We start from the raw sequence: 17,192 nt of genomic DNA, 5'->3' as shown, positions 1-17,192 counted from the left end.
CATCATACGCTAAACACTAAAATTTATCCCATTTGAATACGCTAGGAAATCATTTGGTAATATAGTAAATTTTTTTCAGTTGTAATAAGTTCCATAATTACATACTAACTATAATTAAATTACTTATTATTAATTATATTATAAAACAACTATTGCAAAAAGTATACTATTTTACCAATCTTTCAATTATAGAGCATACATTCGTTATTGCTTCATCTAATTTTTCGGGAAGTTTTCCACCTGCCTCTGCCATGTCAGGCCTTCCACCACCGCCACCACCAGCGATTTTAGCAACTTCTTTAATTATTTTCCCACAGTGTATTCCTTTATCTATTGCTGACTTAGACGCCATTGCAACAAATTGTACTTTATCGTCTGTACAGCTTCCTATTACCACTACACCATCAACAATCTTATTACGAAGTTTATCAGCTAAATCTCTTAAAGCATCTCCGTTTATATTTTTTACAGCTCCTGAAATCACTTTAACACCTTTGACCTGTTTAATATTCTCTAAAATTTCATCTACTGAAGAACTGGCTAATTTTTCTTTTAATAATACTATTTCCTTTTCTTTGTATTTTAATTCTACCAATTGAGTTTGTAATTTATTTATTATGTCTTTTTCTGAACATTTTAATGTACTTCCAATATATTTTAATAAATTACTTTTATCTTCTACATATTTTATAGATTCACTACCAGTTATAGCTTCAATTCTTCTAACCCCTGCCGCTACTCCTGCTTCAGATAAAATTTTAAATAATCCGATTTCGCCTGAATTTCTAACATGAGTACCGCCACATAATTCCTTACTATACTCTCCTACAGATACTACTCTAACATCTCCTTGATATTTTTCATCAAATAATGCTATAGCTCCAGTTTCCTTAGCTTTCTCAATGGTCATAACCTCAGTCTCTACCTTATACGCCTTCATAATATTGTCATTTACAATTTTCTCAACTTTAGCAATCTCTTTCTCAGTTAGTGCAGAAAAATGAGTGAAGTCAAACCTTAATCTATCTTCATTTACATAAGAACCTGATTGATGAACGTGATCACCTAAAACTCTTTTCAGCGTTTCTTGTAGCATGTGAGTTACAGTGTGATTTTTACAAATTTGAGCTCTCCTATCTTCGTCAACCTTAAGAGTTACTATTTCATCTGCTATCACTATTCCTTCTAACACCTCAATGAAATGTATTATTTTTCCAGAAATATCTTTTTGGCAATCGTACACTTTTGCTTTAAAATTATCATTAAAAATTATTCCCTTATCTCCAATTTGCCCTCCCATTTCTGCATAGAAAGGAGTATCTTCGGTTACAATAATCCCTTTTGACCCCTTTGAAAGGTCTGTAACATGCTCTTCGCCACTAATTAAAAATTTAGCCTTAGATTCCAATTGTATTTTATCATATCCATCAAATTTTGTTTCTATATTTTTAGGAATTAAGTTCATTGAACTTTCTCCACTGCCCATATAATTTGACTGTACTCTAGCAGCTCTTGCCCTTTGCTTTTGACTTTGCATTGCAGCATTAAATCCTTCTAAATCAATTTTTATACCAGCATCGCTAAGTATTTCTTCTGTAAGCTCATATGGAAAACCATAGGTATCGTATAATTTAAAAGCTTTATCTCCACCTAAAATTTTATTGTTATTTTTTTGAAGCTCTTCTATGTAAACTTTTAAAATATCCATACCAGAATCTATAGTTTCTAAAAATCTTTCCTCTTCAATTTTTATAACTTTCTTAATATAGGATGATTTTTCTTTTAATTCTGGGTATGCTTTAGAGGAGTTTTCAATAACAGTATCGCAAAGTTCACTTAAAAAAGTATTTTTAATTCCAATCAACCTACCATGCCTTGCCGCACGCCTTAGTAGTCGCCTAAGAACATAACCTCTTCCCTCATTAGACGGAAGTACACCATCACTTATCATAAAGGTTGTGCTTCTAACATGGTCTGTTATAACTTTTAAAGATATCGACTCATTACAGCTATCGCCACATTTCACGCCTGAAATTCTTGAAACTTCTTCTAAAATATTTTTTATAGTATCTACTTCAAATATACTATCTGTGCCTTGCATTATGCCAGCTATTCTCTCGAGACCCATACCTGTATCTATATTAGGATTTTTTAATTTGTTGTAGTTACCATGCTCATCCTTATTAAATTGAGTGAACACTAAATTCCAAAATTCTATTACTCTATCTTCATTGCCTGCCTTAATAAACTCTTCTTCCGTTTTTATTTGGCCGAGTTCTACATTTCTATCGAAGTGTATTTCTGAACTCGGTCCACAAGGTCCTTGACCTATTTCCCAAAAATTTTCTTCTTTTCCTAATCTAAAAATACGTGAAGGATCAACATCAGTATTTTTAATCCATACATCAAAAGCCTCATCATCCTCTAAATATATAGTTATATATAAATTTTCTTTTGGTATTTTCAAAACCTCTGTTGCATATTCCCAAGCCCATGGTATAACCTCTTTTTTGAAATAATCACCAAAAGAAAAATTTCCAAGCATTTCAAAGAAAGTGCCATGTCTTGATGTCTTTCCTACATTCTCAATATCTCCTGTCCTAATACATTTTTGACAATTAGTTATTCTAGTATTAGGTGGCGTTTTAATTCCTGTAAAATATGGTTTAAGTGGTTGCATACCCGCATTTACAAGCAATAAACTGCTGTCATTCTTAGGTACTAGAGGAAAACTTTCTAGTCTAAGATGCTCTTTACCTTCAAAAAAATTTAGAAACGATTCCCTAATTTCATTTAATCCTAATTTTTCCATAATATCTCCTCCGATTGTTTATAGACTGTGTTAACACGATCTATTTATGCTAATTTTATATATAGAATTTTAAAATTCATAATTTTCTAAAATATAAAAAAAAACCTTCACTTCCCTAAAGCAAGGGACGAAAGTTTTCCGCGTTACCACCCTAATTATATCACTATATAATTAATAACAATTAATTACACTGCAATATCTCTCAACAAAATAAGGTTCAAAGACAGCTTCAATATGGCTATCAAGAAGTTTTCACCCTCCACTTCCTCTCTAAATGACTAACTATATTTACTAATTCTTATCATTACCTGATATTAACTTATATATACTATAGTACATTTTACCTTAATACTTCAAGATATGCAAATTATAAATAAAAATATATTGCTTATTCCTAGAATAGATAATAGTTTAAGTCCTCATATATAACTTTTATCACTACTCCTAGTGGCACTGCTAGTATCATACCTAAAATCCCTCCAACCTTCCCACCTATAACCAACAATAATATTACTGTTAATGGGTGCATACTTATACTATCTCCAATTATTTTTGGTGACAATATACTTCCTTCGATTTGTTGAAGTGCAAATAGCCACAACGCTGTATATAAAGCTATTTTTGGAGAGTCAAGCAGAGCTATTAAAATGATAGGTATTACCCCAAATATAGGTCCAAAGTAAGGTATTATATTAAAAATTCCATTTATCAATGAAAGTATCAAAGGAAAATCAACTTTCATAAACATTAATATCAAAAATGTAGCAATGGTTATAATTCCACATAAGATAAATTGACTTATAATATACCTTCCTAATACTTTATCAATATCCGCTATGATTCTCTTTATTATATTTCTGCTCTCTGGTGGAAAAACTATCAATGCCTTATTTATCATGTTTTCACTATCGCATAAAAAGTAATATACTATTAAAGGCGAAACCATGTAAGTTAATATATTCTCACCGATGCCCATGATAGAATCTAATATTTTATCAAATATTAGAAGTATTTGAGCATTTGATTTTTGGTATATAGTAGTCATAATACTACTCATGACTCTGCTTCTATTTAATACTTTTATTTTCATATTTGCATTAATTAAATATTTTTGCAAATCATTTATTGCCTTATTTATGTCTAAACTTTCTCTAAATATTGATGGAATTACCACTATAAACGTTAATAATACTAAACTTAATAAACCGACTATTATTAAACAAGCAGAAGCTTTTTTATTTACTCCTTTTCTAATTAAAAGCATATATAATGGTTTTAGTATATATGCCACAATGAAAGAAATAAAGACTAAATTTATTAATTGTTTAACAATAGGGATTTTTATTAACATAAAGAGTACAACTACAAAAATAATAATACTGAGAATCGTAATAGCTAACTTCTTTTTGCTAATTTTTTTCATCGGCTTTTCCCTCCACAAAGAAGTTATGTGGCATACTTTTAAAACATGATTCATCAAAATTGGGAATGTAGAGAATATTTTCTTCTCCAAGTATTAGTTCATTTATTAGCATTATTCTTTTCCCTCTAAGTAAATTTGTAATAAATCCAGAAGACACTATAATTCCTTTTATTTCAAATGTATCACATGAAAAAGTAATATCCTCCACCATACCAAATACATTGCTACATTTATCTATTACATCCATATTAATAAAGCTATGTAAACATAGATATTTATTTTTCTCTACTTTTTTAACTACCATATGCTTATTAAAATATATGATGTCTTCTTTTAATACACTTAAATTTTTATGGAAAAGTTTATAAGGAGATATTACAAATCCGATTACCTTTCCTTTATTAAAATCCATTAACAAATCTCTGATAAACCCAATTTTCTTGCCATCCATACTAACAACATTCATAAATATAAAATCTCTGCTTTTAAACATATTATCTCCTAAATGAAAAAAATTTAATTATTATTTATTTATAGTTATATTCTCCAAATAATCTAAGAATTATTACATATACTAAAAATAATGTTAAAGATTAATATTTTGTAATTTTACAATTTCTTATATTAAATTACTGTTAGCCCTATTTTTTATATTTGCTCTAAATAATATTTTTAATAATAATTTTACTCTTTAATGACTTCTTTACCCTATTAATTTTATTAAAAGAAAGTGGTGAAATTTTGTAATGAAAAAATTAGTTATAAGTATATTGTTAATTGGTGGTTTATTTTTATCTGGCTGTAGTAATTCAAATTCTAACCTTAGCCCTAATATTAATTCTAAGGATGAGGTTGTTAATCCTAAGCCTGAAAATATTGATGTAGTTCAAAACAAGATTGATGCTATGAGTTTAGATGACAAGATTGGTCAGTTAGTAATTGTTGGGCTTGATGGTTATACAATGAATAATAATATAAATAATTTGATTAAAGACCATAAAGTTGGTGGATTTATTTTATTTAGAAATAATGTAGCTACTTCTAATCAATTAGTTAGCCTGATTAACTCACTAAAAACTACTAATTCACAAAACAAAACGCCTCTATTTATTTCTGTAGATGAGGAAGGTGGACGGGTATCACGAATTCCAAATGAAATTAAAAAGCTTCCATCCAATCAAGTTATAGGGGAAAAGAACGATGGTGCCTTAAGTTACAACATTGGGAAAATTATTGCAGAAGAACTTAAAACCTTTGGATTTAATATGAATTTTGCTCCAGTACTCGATATAAATAGCAACCCTAATAATCCTGTAATAGGAGACAGAGCTTTTGGGAGTACCACTGATATTGTTAATAAACTAGGCATTAAAACCATGGAAGGTATGATAGATAACAATATAATTCCTGTGGTAAAACACTTTCCTGGCCATGGGGACACTTCAGTTGATTCCCATGTAGGCCTGCCTGTAGTAAATAAGGATTTAACAAAACTTAATGCTTTCGAACTGACTCCTTTTAATGAAGCTATAAAGAATAATGTGGATGCCATTATGGTATCACATATATTACTTAATAAAATAGATTCTGTTTATCCTGCGAGTATGTCAAAAGTTATTATAACCGATATATTAAGAGGAACTTTAAAGTTTAGCGGTGTAGTCATTACTGATGATATGACCATGGCGGCCATTACAAAATATAATGACATTGGCGATGCTGCCGTTAAATCATTTAATGCTGGAAGTGACATTATCTTAGTATGCCATGAATATGACAACGAGCTAAAAGTAATTAATTCACTAAAAGCTGCAGTACAAAATAATGTAATATCAGAAAATAGGTTAAATGAGAGTGTATATAGAATACTGAAACTCAAAGAAAAATATATTATTAATAACGCTGCAATAAGTTCAATAAACATTCATGAAATTAACAATAAAATAGAAAACTTATTGAAAGAGTAAATCAAAATCAAACTACATAGGATTAACACCAATGAAGTTTCATTAAATCATCTCCTGCGTAGCTGAAATATATTTATTTTAAATCATTCTTCCAAGGCTCAAGCATGCATGACTCTCTATAATTATTTATCGCATTATGTATAGTTTGTTCTGCAAGCACTGAGCAATGTTGTTTTAAAGCCGGTAATCCTTCCAGAGCTTCAATAACTGACTTGTTGGTTAATTCCCATGCCTTCTCTAAGTTTTTACCCTTTATAAGCTCTGTCGCAATGCTAGATGATGCAATAGCTGAGCCACACCCAAAAGCCTTAAACTTAACACTAGTTATTATATTATCCTCAACCTTTATATAAATTTTCATTATATCCCCGCAATTAGGGTCCCCTGCCTCTCCAATACCGTTAGCATCACCTAATATACCCATATTTCTTGGACTATAAAAATGCTCCATAACCTTATCACTATACATCATAATATTGCTCCTCCTTTTATAAACAAAATAATAAAATTATCACCTTCAAAGCTGAAATTTCACTATTTAAAATAGTTACAATTATCCACTATAAATACAGAGGGATACCTAGTTTTTTAACTAAATATCCCTCTGCCTAAATTATAAACTAAATTAGTACACCTATAAAATTTCCTCGATTATCCCTCCGCCAACTACTAAGTTTTCTGAATAGAAAACTACTGATTGGCCTTTGGTTATAGCTCTTTGTTTCTCATCAAAAACGACCTTCACTCTATTATTTTCCAAAGGAATTAAATTAGCTAATTGAGGTTTTGCAGAATATCTAATCTTAGCCGAAACTCTTAAATTTGAGGTGAGCTTATCGAAGAGAATGAAATTTAAATCTTTTGCTATAAGCTCAGTTTTAAAAATATCCTCCTCATCACCTATTATTACTTGATTAGTTAGAGGGTTAATGTCAGTAACAAAAACAGGCTTACCTACCGCTATCCCAAGTCCTTTTCGCTGTCCTATAGTATAATACACTATTCCCTTGTGTCTTCCCATAATTTCCCCTTGCTTATTAACAAAGTTACCTGGCTTTATTTCTCTACCACTATACTTCTTAATATAAGCTCCATGGTCATTATCAGGTATAAAGCAAATTTCTTGGCTGTCCCTTTTTTTAAAAACCTCTAGTCCAATTCGCTCTGCAATATTTCGTATTTCTGGTTTAGCATAATCTCCACAGGGCATTAAAGTGTGACTTAATTGCTCTTGAGTTAATGTATACAATGCATAAGTTTGATCTTTTCTATCATCTTCTGATTTTCTAAGAATATATCGATCGTCTTGTTTTTCAATTTTAGCATAGTGACCTGTAGCTATATAATCAGCCCCAAGCGCCTTCGCTTTTCTTAAAAATTCTTCGAATTTAATCATCTTATTACATACAATACATGGATTAGGCGTTCTACCTTCCATATATTCATCAATAAAGTTATCAATAACATTTGTCTTAAAAACATCCTTAAAATTCATAACATAAAAGGGTATATCTAGTACGTCTGCAACGCGCCTTGCGTCATTTGCTGCAGAAATAGAACAACATCCGCCTTCATTTTCTTCATAATCCTGATTATCTGGTGATAGCTTCATCATAATTCCTATAACTTCATATCCTTGCTCTTTCAAAAGATATGCAGCTACGGAACTATCTACTCCACCACTCATTCCGATAACTACTTTTTTCTTCATTTAATATCACCTATTCTCCGTGTACTTCACCATGTATATCGTCATGTTCTACGAAATCCCATACTTCAAGTCCAGCCTTACTTCTATAATCATTAATTGCTTTGTGAATAGCTTCTTCAGCAAGTACTGAGCAATGCATTTTTATTGCTGGAAGTCCATCTAACGCTTCAGCCACAGCTAAATTTGTAAGTGTCCATGCATCATCTACAGATTTACCTTTAATAAGCTCTGTTGCCATACTTGAAGATGCTATAGCTGATCCACAACCAAAAGTTTTAAACTTTGCATCTACTACTATATTTTCTTCTACTTTTAAATAAACTTTCATAATATCTCCACATCTAGCGTTACCAACCTCACCAATTCCACTAGCATTTTGAATTTCTCCTACATTTCTTGGGTTAGTAAAATGGTCCATAACTTTTTCACTGTACATCATATTAATTTTCCCCTTTCTTTAAGTAGTCATCCCATAGCGGGGACATATCTCTTAATCTTTGGATTATTTTTGGTATTGTTTCTAATGCTAAATCTACTTCTTCCTCTGTGGTAGCATCACCTAATGTTAATCTTAAGGATCCATGTGCTATCTCATGCTTAAGGCCTATTGCAAGTAACACGTGAGATGGGTCTAAGGAACCCGATGTACATGCGCTTCCACTTGACGCTGCAATGCCTTTTGCATCTAACATCAATAATATAGATTCACCTTCTATAAATCTAAAACATATATTCGAATTACCTGGGAGCCTTTTTGCTCCTATTGGTCCATTTAATCTTGTGTAAGGTACTTCTAATAATCCATTCATAAGCTTATCTCTTAAATACACTAGCTTTTTATTATTTTCTACCATGTTTTCTACAGCTAGTTCAAGAGCTTTACCAATTCCCACTATGCTAGCTACATTTTCAGTACCTGCTCTTCTATTTCTTTCTTGTCCACCACCATGTATTAAATTATCTATTTTAATTCCTTTTCTTACATATAAAGCTCCTATGCCCTTAGGTCCATAAAATTTATGACCAGCAAGGGATAATAAATCTATATTCATTTCTTTTACATCAACTGGAATATGGCCTACTGCTTGAACTGCATCCGTATGAAAAAGTATTTTTTTACTTCTACATAATGCGCCTATTTCTTTTATTGGTTCTATTGTTCCAATTTCATTGTTAGCGAACATTACAGATACTAGAATAGTTTTATCTGTAATAGCATTTTCTAAATCTTTAATGCTAATAAATCCGTATTCGTCAACTGGTAAATATGTAATTTCAAATCCATTCTTAGCTAAATATTCGCAAGTATGTAATACTGCATGATGTTCAATTGTTGTTGTTATTATATGATTTCCCTTTTGCTTATAAGCAGAAGCTATCCCCTTTATTGCCCAGTTATCTGCTTCAGAACCTCCACCAGTAAAGTAAATTTCATTTTCGCTGGCGTTTAGCGCTTTTGCCACCTTGTCTCTTGCGACATCAATAGCTTTTTTAGTTTCTCTTGACAAAGAGTAAATTGATGAAGGATTTCCAAAGTATTTTGTAAAATAAGGAATCATCGCGTCCAAAACTTCTGGTTTAGTATAAGTGGTTGCAGCGTGGTCCATGTAAATTGATTTATTCATTATCTTTCACTCCTTTAATTAATGTAATTTCATTGTAATCATCTACAATATCTTTTAAAGTTATTGATGACGTTACACTATCTATACTATTTTTTAATTTCTTCCATAATAATCTAGTAGCACAACAATCAATATTATTGCATGCTCCGTCTTCTAAACAATTTGACACCTCAATTGGACCTTCAAGTACATCAAGGACGTCTTGTATAGTTATTTCCTCTGGTTTTCTATTTAGTATGTATCCACCCTGAGCTCCCCTTATACTTTTAATAAGTTTAGCGCGCCTTAGTGATGAAAATAATTGTTCTAAATAATATTCAGAAATATTTTGTCTTTCTGATATGCTTTTTATAGATACAGGTTGTTCTCCATAATTTATTGATAAATCCACCATGGCTTTAACCCCATATCTTCCCTTAGTAGATAATTTCATTTAATCACTCCTTCAAAGTAGAGTGTTTTGCTATACTTTCTAAAATAATGATATCAAATCCTAGTAATGTTGTCAACTATAAATAACTCAATTTTTCATTATTATTCCTATTTATAAGCTAAATCATTGAATTATTCATTAATAATCCATATATATATCCATAATGCTCAAATTTATATATTATGAGACGTATTTAATCTTATAACTAAAAAAGTTCATATTCATCCTTGAAGTATTTAATTATATATAGTATAATTTAAAAAAAGCTTTGGAAGAATATCACCCACGTAGGTACATCACTTGCGTGGGGTTTTTTATATTTTTATAGGAGGTATTAAAAATGAAAAATGAAATTGTAAAACCATCAATTTTACCTGGCTTCATGGAGTTACTGCCAGCAGATCAAATTCAATTCAACAAATTAGCAGATACAATAAGGGAAACATATGAGAGCTTTGGGTTTATGCCCATAGACACACCAGTAATAGAGAAATCAGAAATACTCCTAGCAAAGGGAGGCGGAGAAACCGAAAAACAAATTTATAGATTTTTAAAGGGTAGTAATGATTTATCCCTTAGATTTGATTTAACAGTGCCACTCGCGAGATATGTGGCTCAAAATTTTAGTTCTTTAACTTTCCCATTTAGAAGATACCAAATCGGTAAGGTATATAGAGGAGAGAGAAATCAAAAAGGACGTTTCCGTGAATTTTACCAATGCGATATTGATATTGTTGGAAGCAACAGTTTAAGTATTTTGAATGATGCTGAAATACCTAGCATTATTTATTCAATATTCAACAATCTTGGATTTAAGAATTTCACAATAAAAATAAACAATAGAAAGTTATTAAATGGTTTTTTTGAATCTTTAGAAATCCAAGATAAATCTGAGGTTTTAAAGACTATTGATAAAATAGATAAAATTGGAGTAACAACCGCAACCGAGGAACTCTTAAATAGTGGTTTAAGTAAAGAAGTCGTAGAAAAAATTCTTGAATTCATTAATATCAGTGGAAGCAACGATGATATTTTATTATTATTAAAGAATTTAAACATTTCTAATTCAAACTTTAAAGACGGTGTATGTGAACTTTCAACAGTTACTAAATACATTAAATTATTTGGAGTTCCTGATGATAATTTTAAAATAGATTTAAAAATATCCAGAGGCCTCGATTATTACACAGGCACTGTTTATGAAACATTTTTAAACGAATACCCTTCTATAGGATCTGTATGCTCAGGTGGACGCTATGATGATTTAGCAGGGTATTATACAAAACAAAAACTACCAGGAGTAGGGATATCAATTGGTCTTACTAGATTATTTTATCAATTAAATGAAGTTGGATTCTTTAAAAATAGCACTATCTCTTCAATAACAAAAGCACTAGTAATACCATTAGATAATAATATCGATTATGGAATTTCTCTTGCAAATGCGTTAAGAGATAAGGGCGTAATCACAGAAATATACCTTGAGGATACTAAACTTGTAAAGAAGCTTGGTTATGCAAATAAACTAAACATCCCTTTTGTACTTTTAATCGGTGAAACGGAAGCTCAAAATAAAACTGTTACTATAAAGAATATGCTCACTGGTGAGCAAATAACTTCTGATTTTGATGGTGCTCATAAAATAGTTAATATATAAATCATTAACTCACAAAAAGTAATATATTTTCGCAAAATATATTACTTTTTTTATGAAACGATCGTAGACTTTAAATCATTACCTACAAAGCTGCAATAGCTCCTCCTGAAGTTTTCTCTTTTTTTAGTCACCTTTTCTTCGTAAGACTAATACTATATACTGTAAATAATTTTACGAGGAGGATTATATGTCTAGTAAAGATAATAGTCCAAGCTACAGGGGTTTGATACTTGGCATAAACAAAAAGGTACCCCTTATATCCGGAAAAAATGTTACTGCAATTAATTTTGATAATGCAGCAACTACACCTCCCTTTAAATCTGTCATGGAAGATATTATTGATTTTGCTCCGTGGTATTCCTCCATTCACCGTGGTGAAGGGTATAAGTCTCAACTAACTACTAGATTATATGACGATTCTAGAAATATCGTCAGCAAATTTGTTAATGCTGATTTTAATAATACAGTCATTTATGTTAAAAATTCCACAGAAGCCTTTAACAAGCTTTCCACCCTATTATACGATCCATATGAAAAAAATGTTATTCTAACAACGGATATGGAGCATCACTCAAACGACCTACCTTGGAGAGATAAATTTATTATCGATTATATATCCGTAGATGCGGATGGTCGCTTGTCCTTAGATGATTTAGAATCTAAGTTAAATAAATATAATAATCATATAAAATTAGTTACAATTACAGGTGCTTCAAATGTAACTGGATATAAAAACCCTATTTATGCTATCGCTAAATTAGTTCATAAATTTGGTTCAAAACTACTTGTGGACGGTGCACAATTAATACCCCACGCTCCTTTTATTATGAGTAATAAGAATTCAGAATATAATATAGATTTTTTAATATTCTCTGCTCATAAAATGTATGCCCCTTTTGGCACCGGTGTATTAATCGGTCCTAAAAATTTCTTAGATAAATGTGAGCCCGATTTAGTAGGCGGTGGCACAGTAGATATTGTTACTCATGATTTTATAAAATGGGATGACTCTCCTCAAAGGCATGAGGCTGGTTCCCCCAATGTTATAGGATCTATAGCTCTAGCATCTGCCATTAAAACATTGAATAAAATTGGTATGGACAACGTGGAATGTATTGAAAAAAAATTGACCGCATACGCTATTTTGAAAATGAAAAATATTCCAAACTTAAAAATCTATTGTGATACTTCTAAAGGAGTTGACCGGGTTAGCATAATCCCCTTTAATATTTGCGGAATTCACCACGCCTTAGTTGCAAAAATACTTTCCTATGAATGGGGCATTTCAGTGAGAAGTGGGTGTTTTTGTGCTCAGCCATACCTTGCTAAGCTATTGAATATTTCTAATGAGTTTACACTTAATCTCATAACAAATCCTGATTTATGCCGTCCTGGAATGGTTAGAATCAGTTTTGGACTGTATAACACTTACTCAGAAATTGATACCCTAGCTTATGCTCTAAAGAAAATTTCATTAAACAAAAATTTTTATGTTACCAAATATGAAAATATGAAAAAAACCCTTTTTGATGTATAACTTCTAAACTCATTTACCGGTAAATAAAAATAATATACTTTAGTTTTTATCTGAAATTACAAAAAGACAAGTCTCATTATGCGGAGCTTGTCTCTTCTTAATTTTGTTTTTATTTACCCTATAAAAATAATATTACTATAGGTATAGTTATCCCAGAAATTATTGTAGTTATAAATACGCACTGTGATGCTAGCAACCCATCTCCACCGTATTTTTCAGCCATTATTCCAGTTATTACCGCTGCCGGCATTGCTTGCAGTATAACACATATGTTAAGTAACAATTCATCTACCTTTGAAAATTTTAACACTACGTAAACGATCATTGGAACTATTAAAAGTCTAACTACTGTAGCATAGTATATAGAAAAATCAGAAAAGATATTCTTAAATTGCATTTCCGCAAGCATTGAGCCAATAATTATCATAGATATTGGTGTTGTGGTAACTCCAACTAGTTTTAGCGAAGCTTCAATAGGTACAGGTAATCTTATTGAAAAAGCGAATAAAATTATGCCAATAATTACTGCTATAAGAGCTGGATTTACCACTTCTTTCCTCATTGATTTAAAATCTTTTTCGCCAGTGTATAGCGTTATCCCTACTGTCCACACTAAAATGTTAAATGCAATATTGAAAATTGCTGCATAAAAAATGCCCTTTCCTCCATAAATGCTTTCAAGCACTGGATAACCCATAAACCCCGTATTAGAAAAAATTGTTATGAACCTAAATACTTGCTGTTTGTTTTTAGGAAGCTTAACGAAAAATATCTTACTAATAAATATTAAACTTATGTGTATTAAAAAAGAATATATTAAAATCTTTTGGGCATTATTAACCATCTCTGCTTCATATTTAATATTAAATGATGTAACTATCATAAATGGCAAAGTTATATTCAATAATAATTCCGATAGACCTTTATCAACTGCCTTATTAAGAAACTTCTTTTTCTTAGCATAAAAACCTACCGCCATAACAAAGAACAATGCGATAACTTGATTAATTAATTGGCTATTTTTCATTTTTGTCCTCCTTAGTTCAAAACATATCAGTAATTTACTATTAACCAAATAAAGGGGGACACTTATCAACTATTTATTAAAATAAAATACTTTTTCGCATTTAAATGTATTCCATTTTTCTTTTTTTAAAATACACCGGCTTGAGGTTACATATCTCGCATATCCTAGTAGCTTCTAAGAATCTTTTCCCAATATCCTCTGCATGATGAGCATCTGATCCTATGGTTACATATTTTCCTCCTATTTGGTTGTATGCTTTATAAATATTAAGCAAATTAATATATGCTTCCTTATTTCCTAATCTTCTAGTATTGATTTCCATTATTTTTCCATTATTTACTATAGCTTTTAAAACGTCATTTATATATTGATTAAATTCATGATAATGTATTTCCTTATCATTGAAAGTGGCATATCTAGATATATAGTCAATATGTCCTAAACTATCAATAAAGTCGTACTGTTTTATGCAATCAATCATACTTGAAAAATATTGCTCAAAAGCTTCTTTTTTAGTTTTACCTTCATAAAATTTCGGATTGAAAACATCTTCTCCTTTGGCTACATGTATAGATCCAATTATATAGTCAAAAGGATATTTACGAGCTATTTCTCTATTTTCCTCTAGGCAGATTAGTTGCATACCTATTTCAATCCCAAGCATAAACTTGCTACTTCTATACTTTTCATAATCATTAAGATATTTATTTATATCAAAAACAAAACCTGTTCCTGTTGGAAATTTCAAATCTAGATGCTCTGTAATAGTCATTCCTATTCCATTTTTCCTCGAATGCTCTAGAGCATCCTGAATCTTCATTTGGGAGTCTGAAGAAAATTCTGTATGTATATGTGAGTCAATCATAAGCCATCCTCCTAGTATTCCTATATATAATGTAAAAGCTATTATTTACTTTTATCTATTTAATTATATCATAGTTTATAAATATATAATTTTCAGTTAAATCATCTCCTGAGATTATGCACTAAAAAAAGGGATTATAAAATGTAATCCCTTCGTCTTCTTATGACTATTTAAATTTTAATAATCTACAATAAAAACTTTACCCTTTAACTCTATGATTCGTTTTTAATGTATCTCCTCCACCAGAGATTGTGGCATCATATGTTCCAGCCATAGTTCCCATGCTAACAACCCAATCAAATGTAGTAACCCCTGTACCATCAGTAGTACGCCATTGAATGACAGAGACTGTTTTATTTGCTAATTTATAAGAAGTCTTTATGTTGTATAATGTATTCGGTGTTCCTTGTATTGTTATAACACCTGTTTCTCCACGCTTAACAACTGATACCTCACTTATAATTTTTAATTGACTTTGAGATATTACAGATTGTTTTTGTGACATATTTAAATCTTCTACCATTGTTGCTACCTCAGTAGTACGATTGCACCCTATCATACACATACCTATTAATAAAACACATGCTATCTTAATTTTCATAACTCCACCTCTTCTTATATATTAAGATGCCCATATTCTTAATTATATATTTCAGTAAAATATTTTATAATTTGTAAATATATGTTATAATTTCATTTGCAGGAACAATAAAATTATAATGGGAGGATCATGTAAATGATTGAAATTTTAGATCAATTTAGCTCTACGTCTGGCCAATCTATTAAACTTATTGCTATCACATTATTTATTTTTGGAATTTTACAATGTTTCCTAGGGTATAAGATATTAAAATTTTGGATTGCTGTTTTTGGATTTTTAATATTTGGTATGCTAGGGGGATTAGTCAGCGTATTTATTATAGGAAGCTTAGGAGCGGGGATATTTTTCGGATTGCTATTCGCTATAGGAGGAGCTTTTATATCATTAAAGATATATAATGTAGGAGTTTTTACTCTTTGTGGTCTTATGGGATTTTTATTAGCTTATATGCTGACACAAAGTATTGCATTATCAATATTTACATCATTAGTGGTAGGTATTTTAAGTATATTTTTTGTAAAAACTGTAATTATTCTCTCCACCAGTGTTTCAGGTGGCTTCGCGGCTGGCATGAGTTTACTTATAATACTTAAAGCAGATAGTGATTTAGCTAATATACTTCTTAGTGTAGCCATTTCTATAGTTGGAGTATTGGTACAATTAACTTTACACAAAAACGCGACTAATTCAAATTCATGCTTCTCAAAAATTAACTCATCGCAGCCTAAAAGTCTTCCACTAGGAAATACTTTCTCTTCGAATATAAAAAACATAATAGAAATGGATAATTCCCTTGTGGCAAAAGAAGCAACTGGGGTAACTTTTGATGAAGTTTGTCAAAATCTTCTTGAAGTGCTTTATTCCTTTAAAGTCTTAAAAACTATTATGCCATTTATAGATTTCATTTTATATTTTGTAAGTTTTATATCCATTGCAATATCCATTTTCACTGACTTTATATGGATTAACAGTAGCGTAACAATATTATTGCTTGTAGGTGCCTTGTGCTTTATAAATAAACAGTACATTGCTCTTTCTCTATCATTTGTAGTTATTACTATCTCGAAATTAATCATGTTAGCTAGCTCTTTGCCAAAAATACAGCATTCCAAATATAGTACTCCTTATGAATTAATAGACACGGCAATTATAGGATATATTGCATTTGAATCAATAAAGCACCTTTTAAAATCAGACGAGGGGATTTTATTAAAGAATAAACTACAAAATTTATTTCAAAAGCGAAATCACACTAACCATAATACTAACACATCACCTCAATCTGCAAACGGAATTAAAATCATGATAAGATGCCCAAATTGCACCGCACTTAATAGTGAGACTTCTGAAATCTGTAATAGTTGTGAATCAGTATTAATAGTTAACGATACTGCTGTGAACGACGCTGAAACCCAAGATATAAATGTGTAAAACACAGAAACTAAAATATAAAAGTAATCAATAGTAATGTATAATGGAGTTAATATTTCTACTGCCATATTTTAATAAAGGGCACCTGCCAATAAGCAGATGC

The 17,192-nt window shown here is 30.6% G+C and carries 15 protein-coding genes and 1 other annotated feature; of the genes, 4 read left to right on the top strand and 11 right to left on the bottom strand.

Annotation, left to right across the window (positions count from 1 at the left end; all coding sequences use genetic code 11):
• Positions 1-166: 166 nt before the first annotated feature.
• From alaS to KTC92_RS02850, 3 genes are all read right to left on the bottom strand, one after another.
• Positions 167-2,812: an alanine--tRNA ligase gene (alaS, locus tag KTC92_RS02860; RefSeq protein ID WP_216302805.1), complete on the bottom strand. Its 2,646-nt coding sequence runs from the start codon at positions 2,810-2,812 to the stop codon at positions 167-169.
• Between the two features lie 120 nt (positions 2,813-2,932).
• Positions 2,933-3,126: a binding site (T-box leader), on the bottom strand.
• Between the two features lie 80 nt (positions 3,127-3,206).
• Entirely contained in the window at positions 3,207-4,235 is a 1,029-nt protein-coding gene (locus KTC92_RS02855) for an AI-2E family transporter (protein ID WP_165412745.1), read from the bottom strand.
• Complete coding sequence (locus KTC92_RS02850) at positions 4,222-4,728, bottom strand: PRC-barrel domain-containing protein (RefSeq protein WP_165412746.1); 507 nt, start codon at positions 4,726-4,728, stop codon at positions 4,222-4,224. The genes KTC92_RS02855 and KTC92_RS02850 overlap by 14 nt, the downstream gene beginning before the upstream one ends.
• A 253-nt stretch (positions 4,729-4,981) precedes the next feature.
• Between KTC92_RS02850 and nagZ the strand changes: the two genes are divergently transcribed.
• Positions 4,982-6,202: a beta-N-acetylhexosaminidase gene (gene nagZ / locus KTC92_RS02845; RefSeq protein WP_165412747.1), complete on the top strand. Its 1,221-nt coding sequence runs from the start codon at positions 4,982-4,984 to the stop codon at positions 6,200-6,202.
• Positions 6,203-6,275: 73 nt separating this feature from the next.
• Here the strand turns inward: nagZ and nifU (KTC92_RS02840) are convergent, their stop codons facing one another.
• The 5 genes from nifU (KTC92_RS02840) to KTC92_RS02820 form a co-directional block, all read right to left on the bottom strand.
• Positions 6,276-6,671 carry a Fe-S cluster assembly scaffold protein NifU gene (gene nifU / locus KTC92_RS02840; RefSeq protein ID WP_187351419.1) on the bottom strand — a complete coding sequence of 132 codons (396 nt, stop codon included), beginning with the start codon at positions 6,669-6,671 and terminating at the stop codon, positions 6,276-6,278.
• A 165-nt stretch (positions 6,672-6,836) separates the two neighbouring features.
• The gene (gene mnmA, locus KTC92_RS02835) at positions 6,837-7,913 is read right to left on the bottom strand and encodes a tRNA 2-thiouridine(34) synthase MnmA (RefSeq protein WP_165412749.1); all 1,077 of its coding nucleotides are present in this window, start codon (positions 7,911-7,913) and stop codon (positions 6,837-6,839) included.
• A 10-nt stretch (positions 7,914-7,923) separates the two neighbouring features.
• The gene (gene nifU, locus KTC92_RS02830; protein WP_165412750.1) at positions 7,924-8,352 is read right to left on the bottom strand and encodes a Fe-S cluster assembly scaffold protein NifU; all 429 of its coding nucleotides are present in this window, start codon (positions 8,350-8,352) and stop codon (positions 7,924-7,926) included.
• A gap of 1 nt (position 8,353) precedes the next feature.
• On the bottom strand, positions 8,354-9,538 hold the full coding sequence (gene nifS, locus KTC92_RS02825; RefSeq protein ID WP_220286573.1) for a cysteine desulfurase NifS: 1,185 nt from the start codon (positions 9,536-9,538) through the stop codon (positions 8,354-8,356).
• On the bottom strand, positions 9,531-9,971 hold the full coding sequence (locus tag KTC92_RS02820) for an Rrf2 family transcriptional regulator (protein WP_165412752.1): 441 nt from the start codon (positions 9,969-9,971) through the stop codon (positions 9,531-9,533). Before KTC92_RS02820 ends, nifS begins: the two co-directional genes overlap by 8 nt.
• Before the next feature lie 340 nt (positions 9,972-10,311).
• Between KTC92_RS02820 and hisS the strand changes: the two genes are divergently transcribed.
• Positions 10,312-11,628 carry a histidine--tRNA ligase gene (hisS, locus tag KTC92_RS02815; RefSeq protein ID WP_220286574.1) on the top strand — a complete coding sequence of 439 codons (1,317 nt, stop codon included), beginning with the start codon at positions 10,312-10,314 and terminating at the stop codon, positions 11,626-11,628.
• Positions 11,629-11,815: 187 nt separating this feature from the next.
• Entirely contained in the window at positions 11,816-13,165 is a 1,350-nt protein-coding gene (locus KTC92_RS02810; RefSeq protein ID WP_165412754.1) for an aminotransferase class V-fold PLP-dependent enzyme, read from the top strand.
• Between the two features lie 118 nt (positions 13,166-13,283).
• Here KTC92_RS02810 and KTC92_RS02805 read toward each other — a convergent pair whose 3' ends face one another.
• From KTC92_RS02805 to KTC92_RS02795, 3 genes are all read right to left on the bottom strand, one after another.
• The gene (locus tag KTC92_RS02805) at positions 13,284-14,192 is read right to left on the bottom strand and encodes an AEC family transporter (RefSeq protein WP_216302801.1); all 909 of its coding nucleotides are present in this window, start codon (positions 14,190-14,192) and stop codon (positions 13,284-13,286) included.
• 100 nt (positions 14,193-14,292) lie between these two features.
• Positions 14,293-15,057, bottom strand: coding sequence for a histidinol phosphate phosphatase (locus KTC92_RS02800; RefSeq protein WP_220286575.1), 765 nt, complete (start codon positions 15,055-15,057; stop codon positions 14,293-14,295).
• Positions 15,058-15,256: 199 nt separating this feature from the next.
• Positions 15,257-15,658 carry a hypothetical protein gene (locus KTC92_RS02795; RefSeq protein WP_216302799.1) on the bottom strand — a complete coding sequence of 134 codons (402 nt, stop codon included), beginning with the start codon at positions 15,656-15,658 and terminating at the stop codon, positions 15,257-15,259.
• Between the two features lie 135 nt (positions 15,659-15,793).
• Here KTC92_RS02795 and KTC92_RS02790 point away from each other — a divergent pair, with 135 nt between their 5' ends.
• Complete coding sequence (locus tag KTC92_RS02790) at positions 15,794-17,089, top strand: TMEM198/TM7SF3 family protein (RefSeq protein WP_220286576.1); 1,296 nt, start codon at positions 15,794-15,796, stop codon at positions 17,087-17,089.
• The last annotated feature ends 103 nt before the right edge of the window (positions 17,090-17,192 follow it).

It is taken from the genome of Clostridium sp. CM027, from assembly GCF_024730565.1.
GTDB lineage: Bacteria > Bacillota > Clostridia > Clostridiales > Clostridiaceae > Clostridium_AD > Clostridium_AD estertheticum_B.
This window is presented reverse-complemented; position numbering and strand designations above follow the sequence as displayed.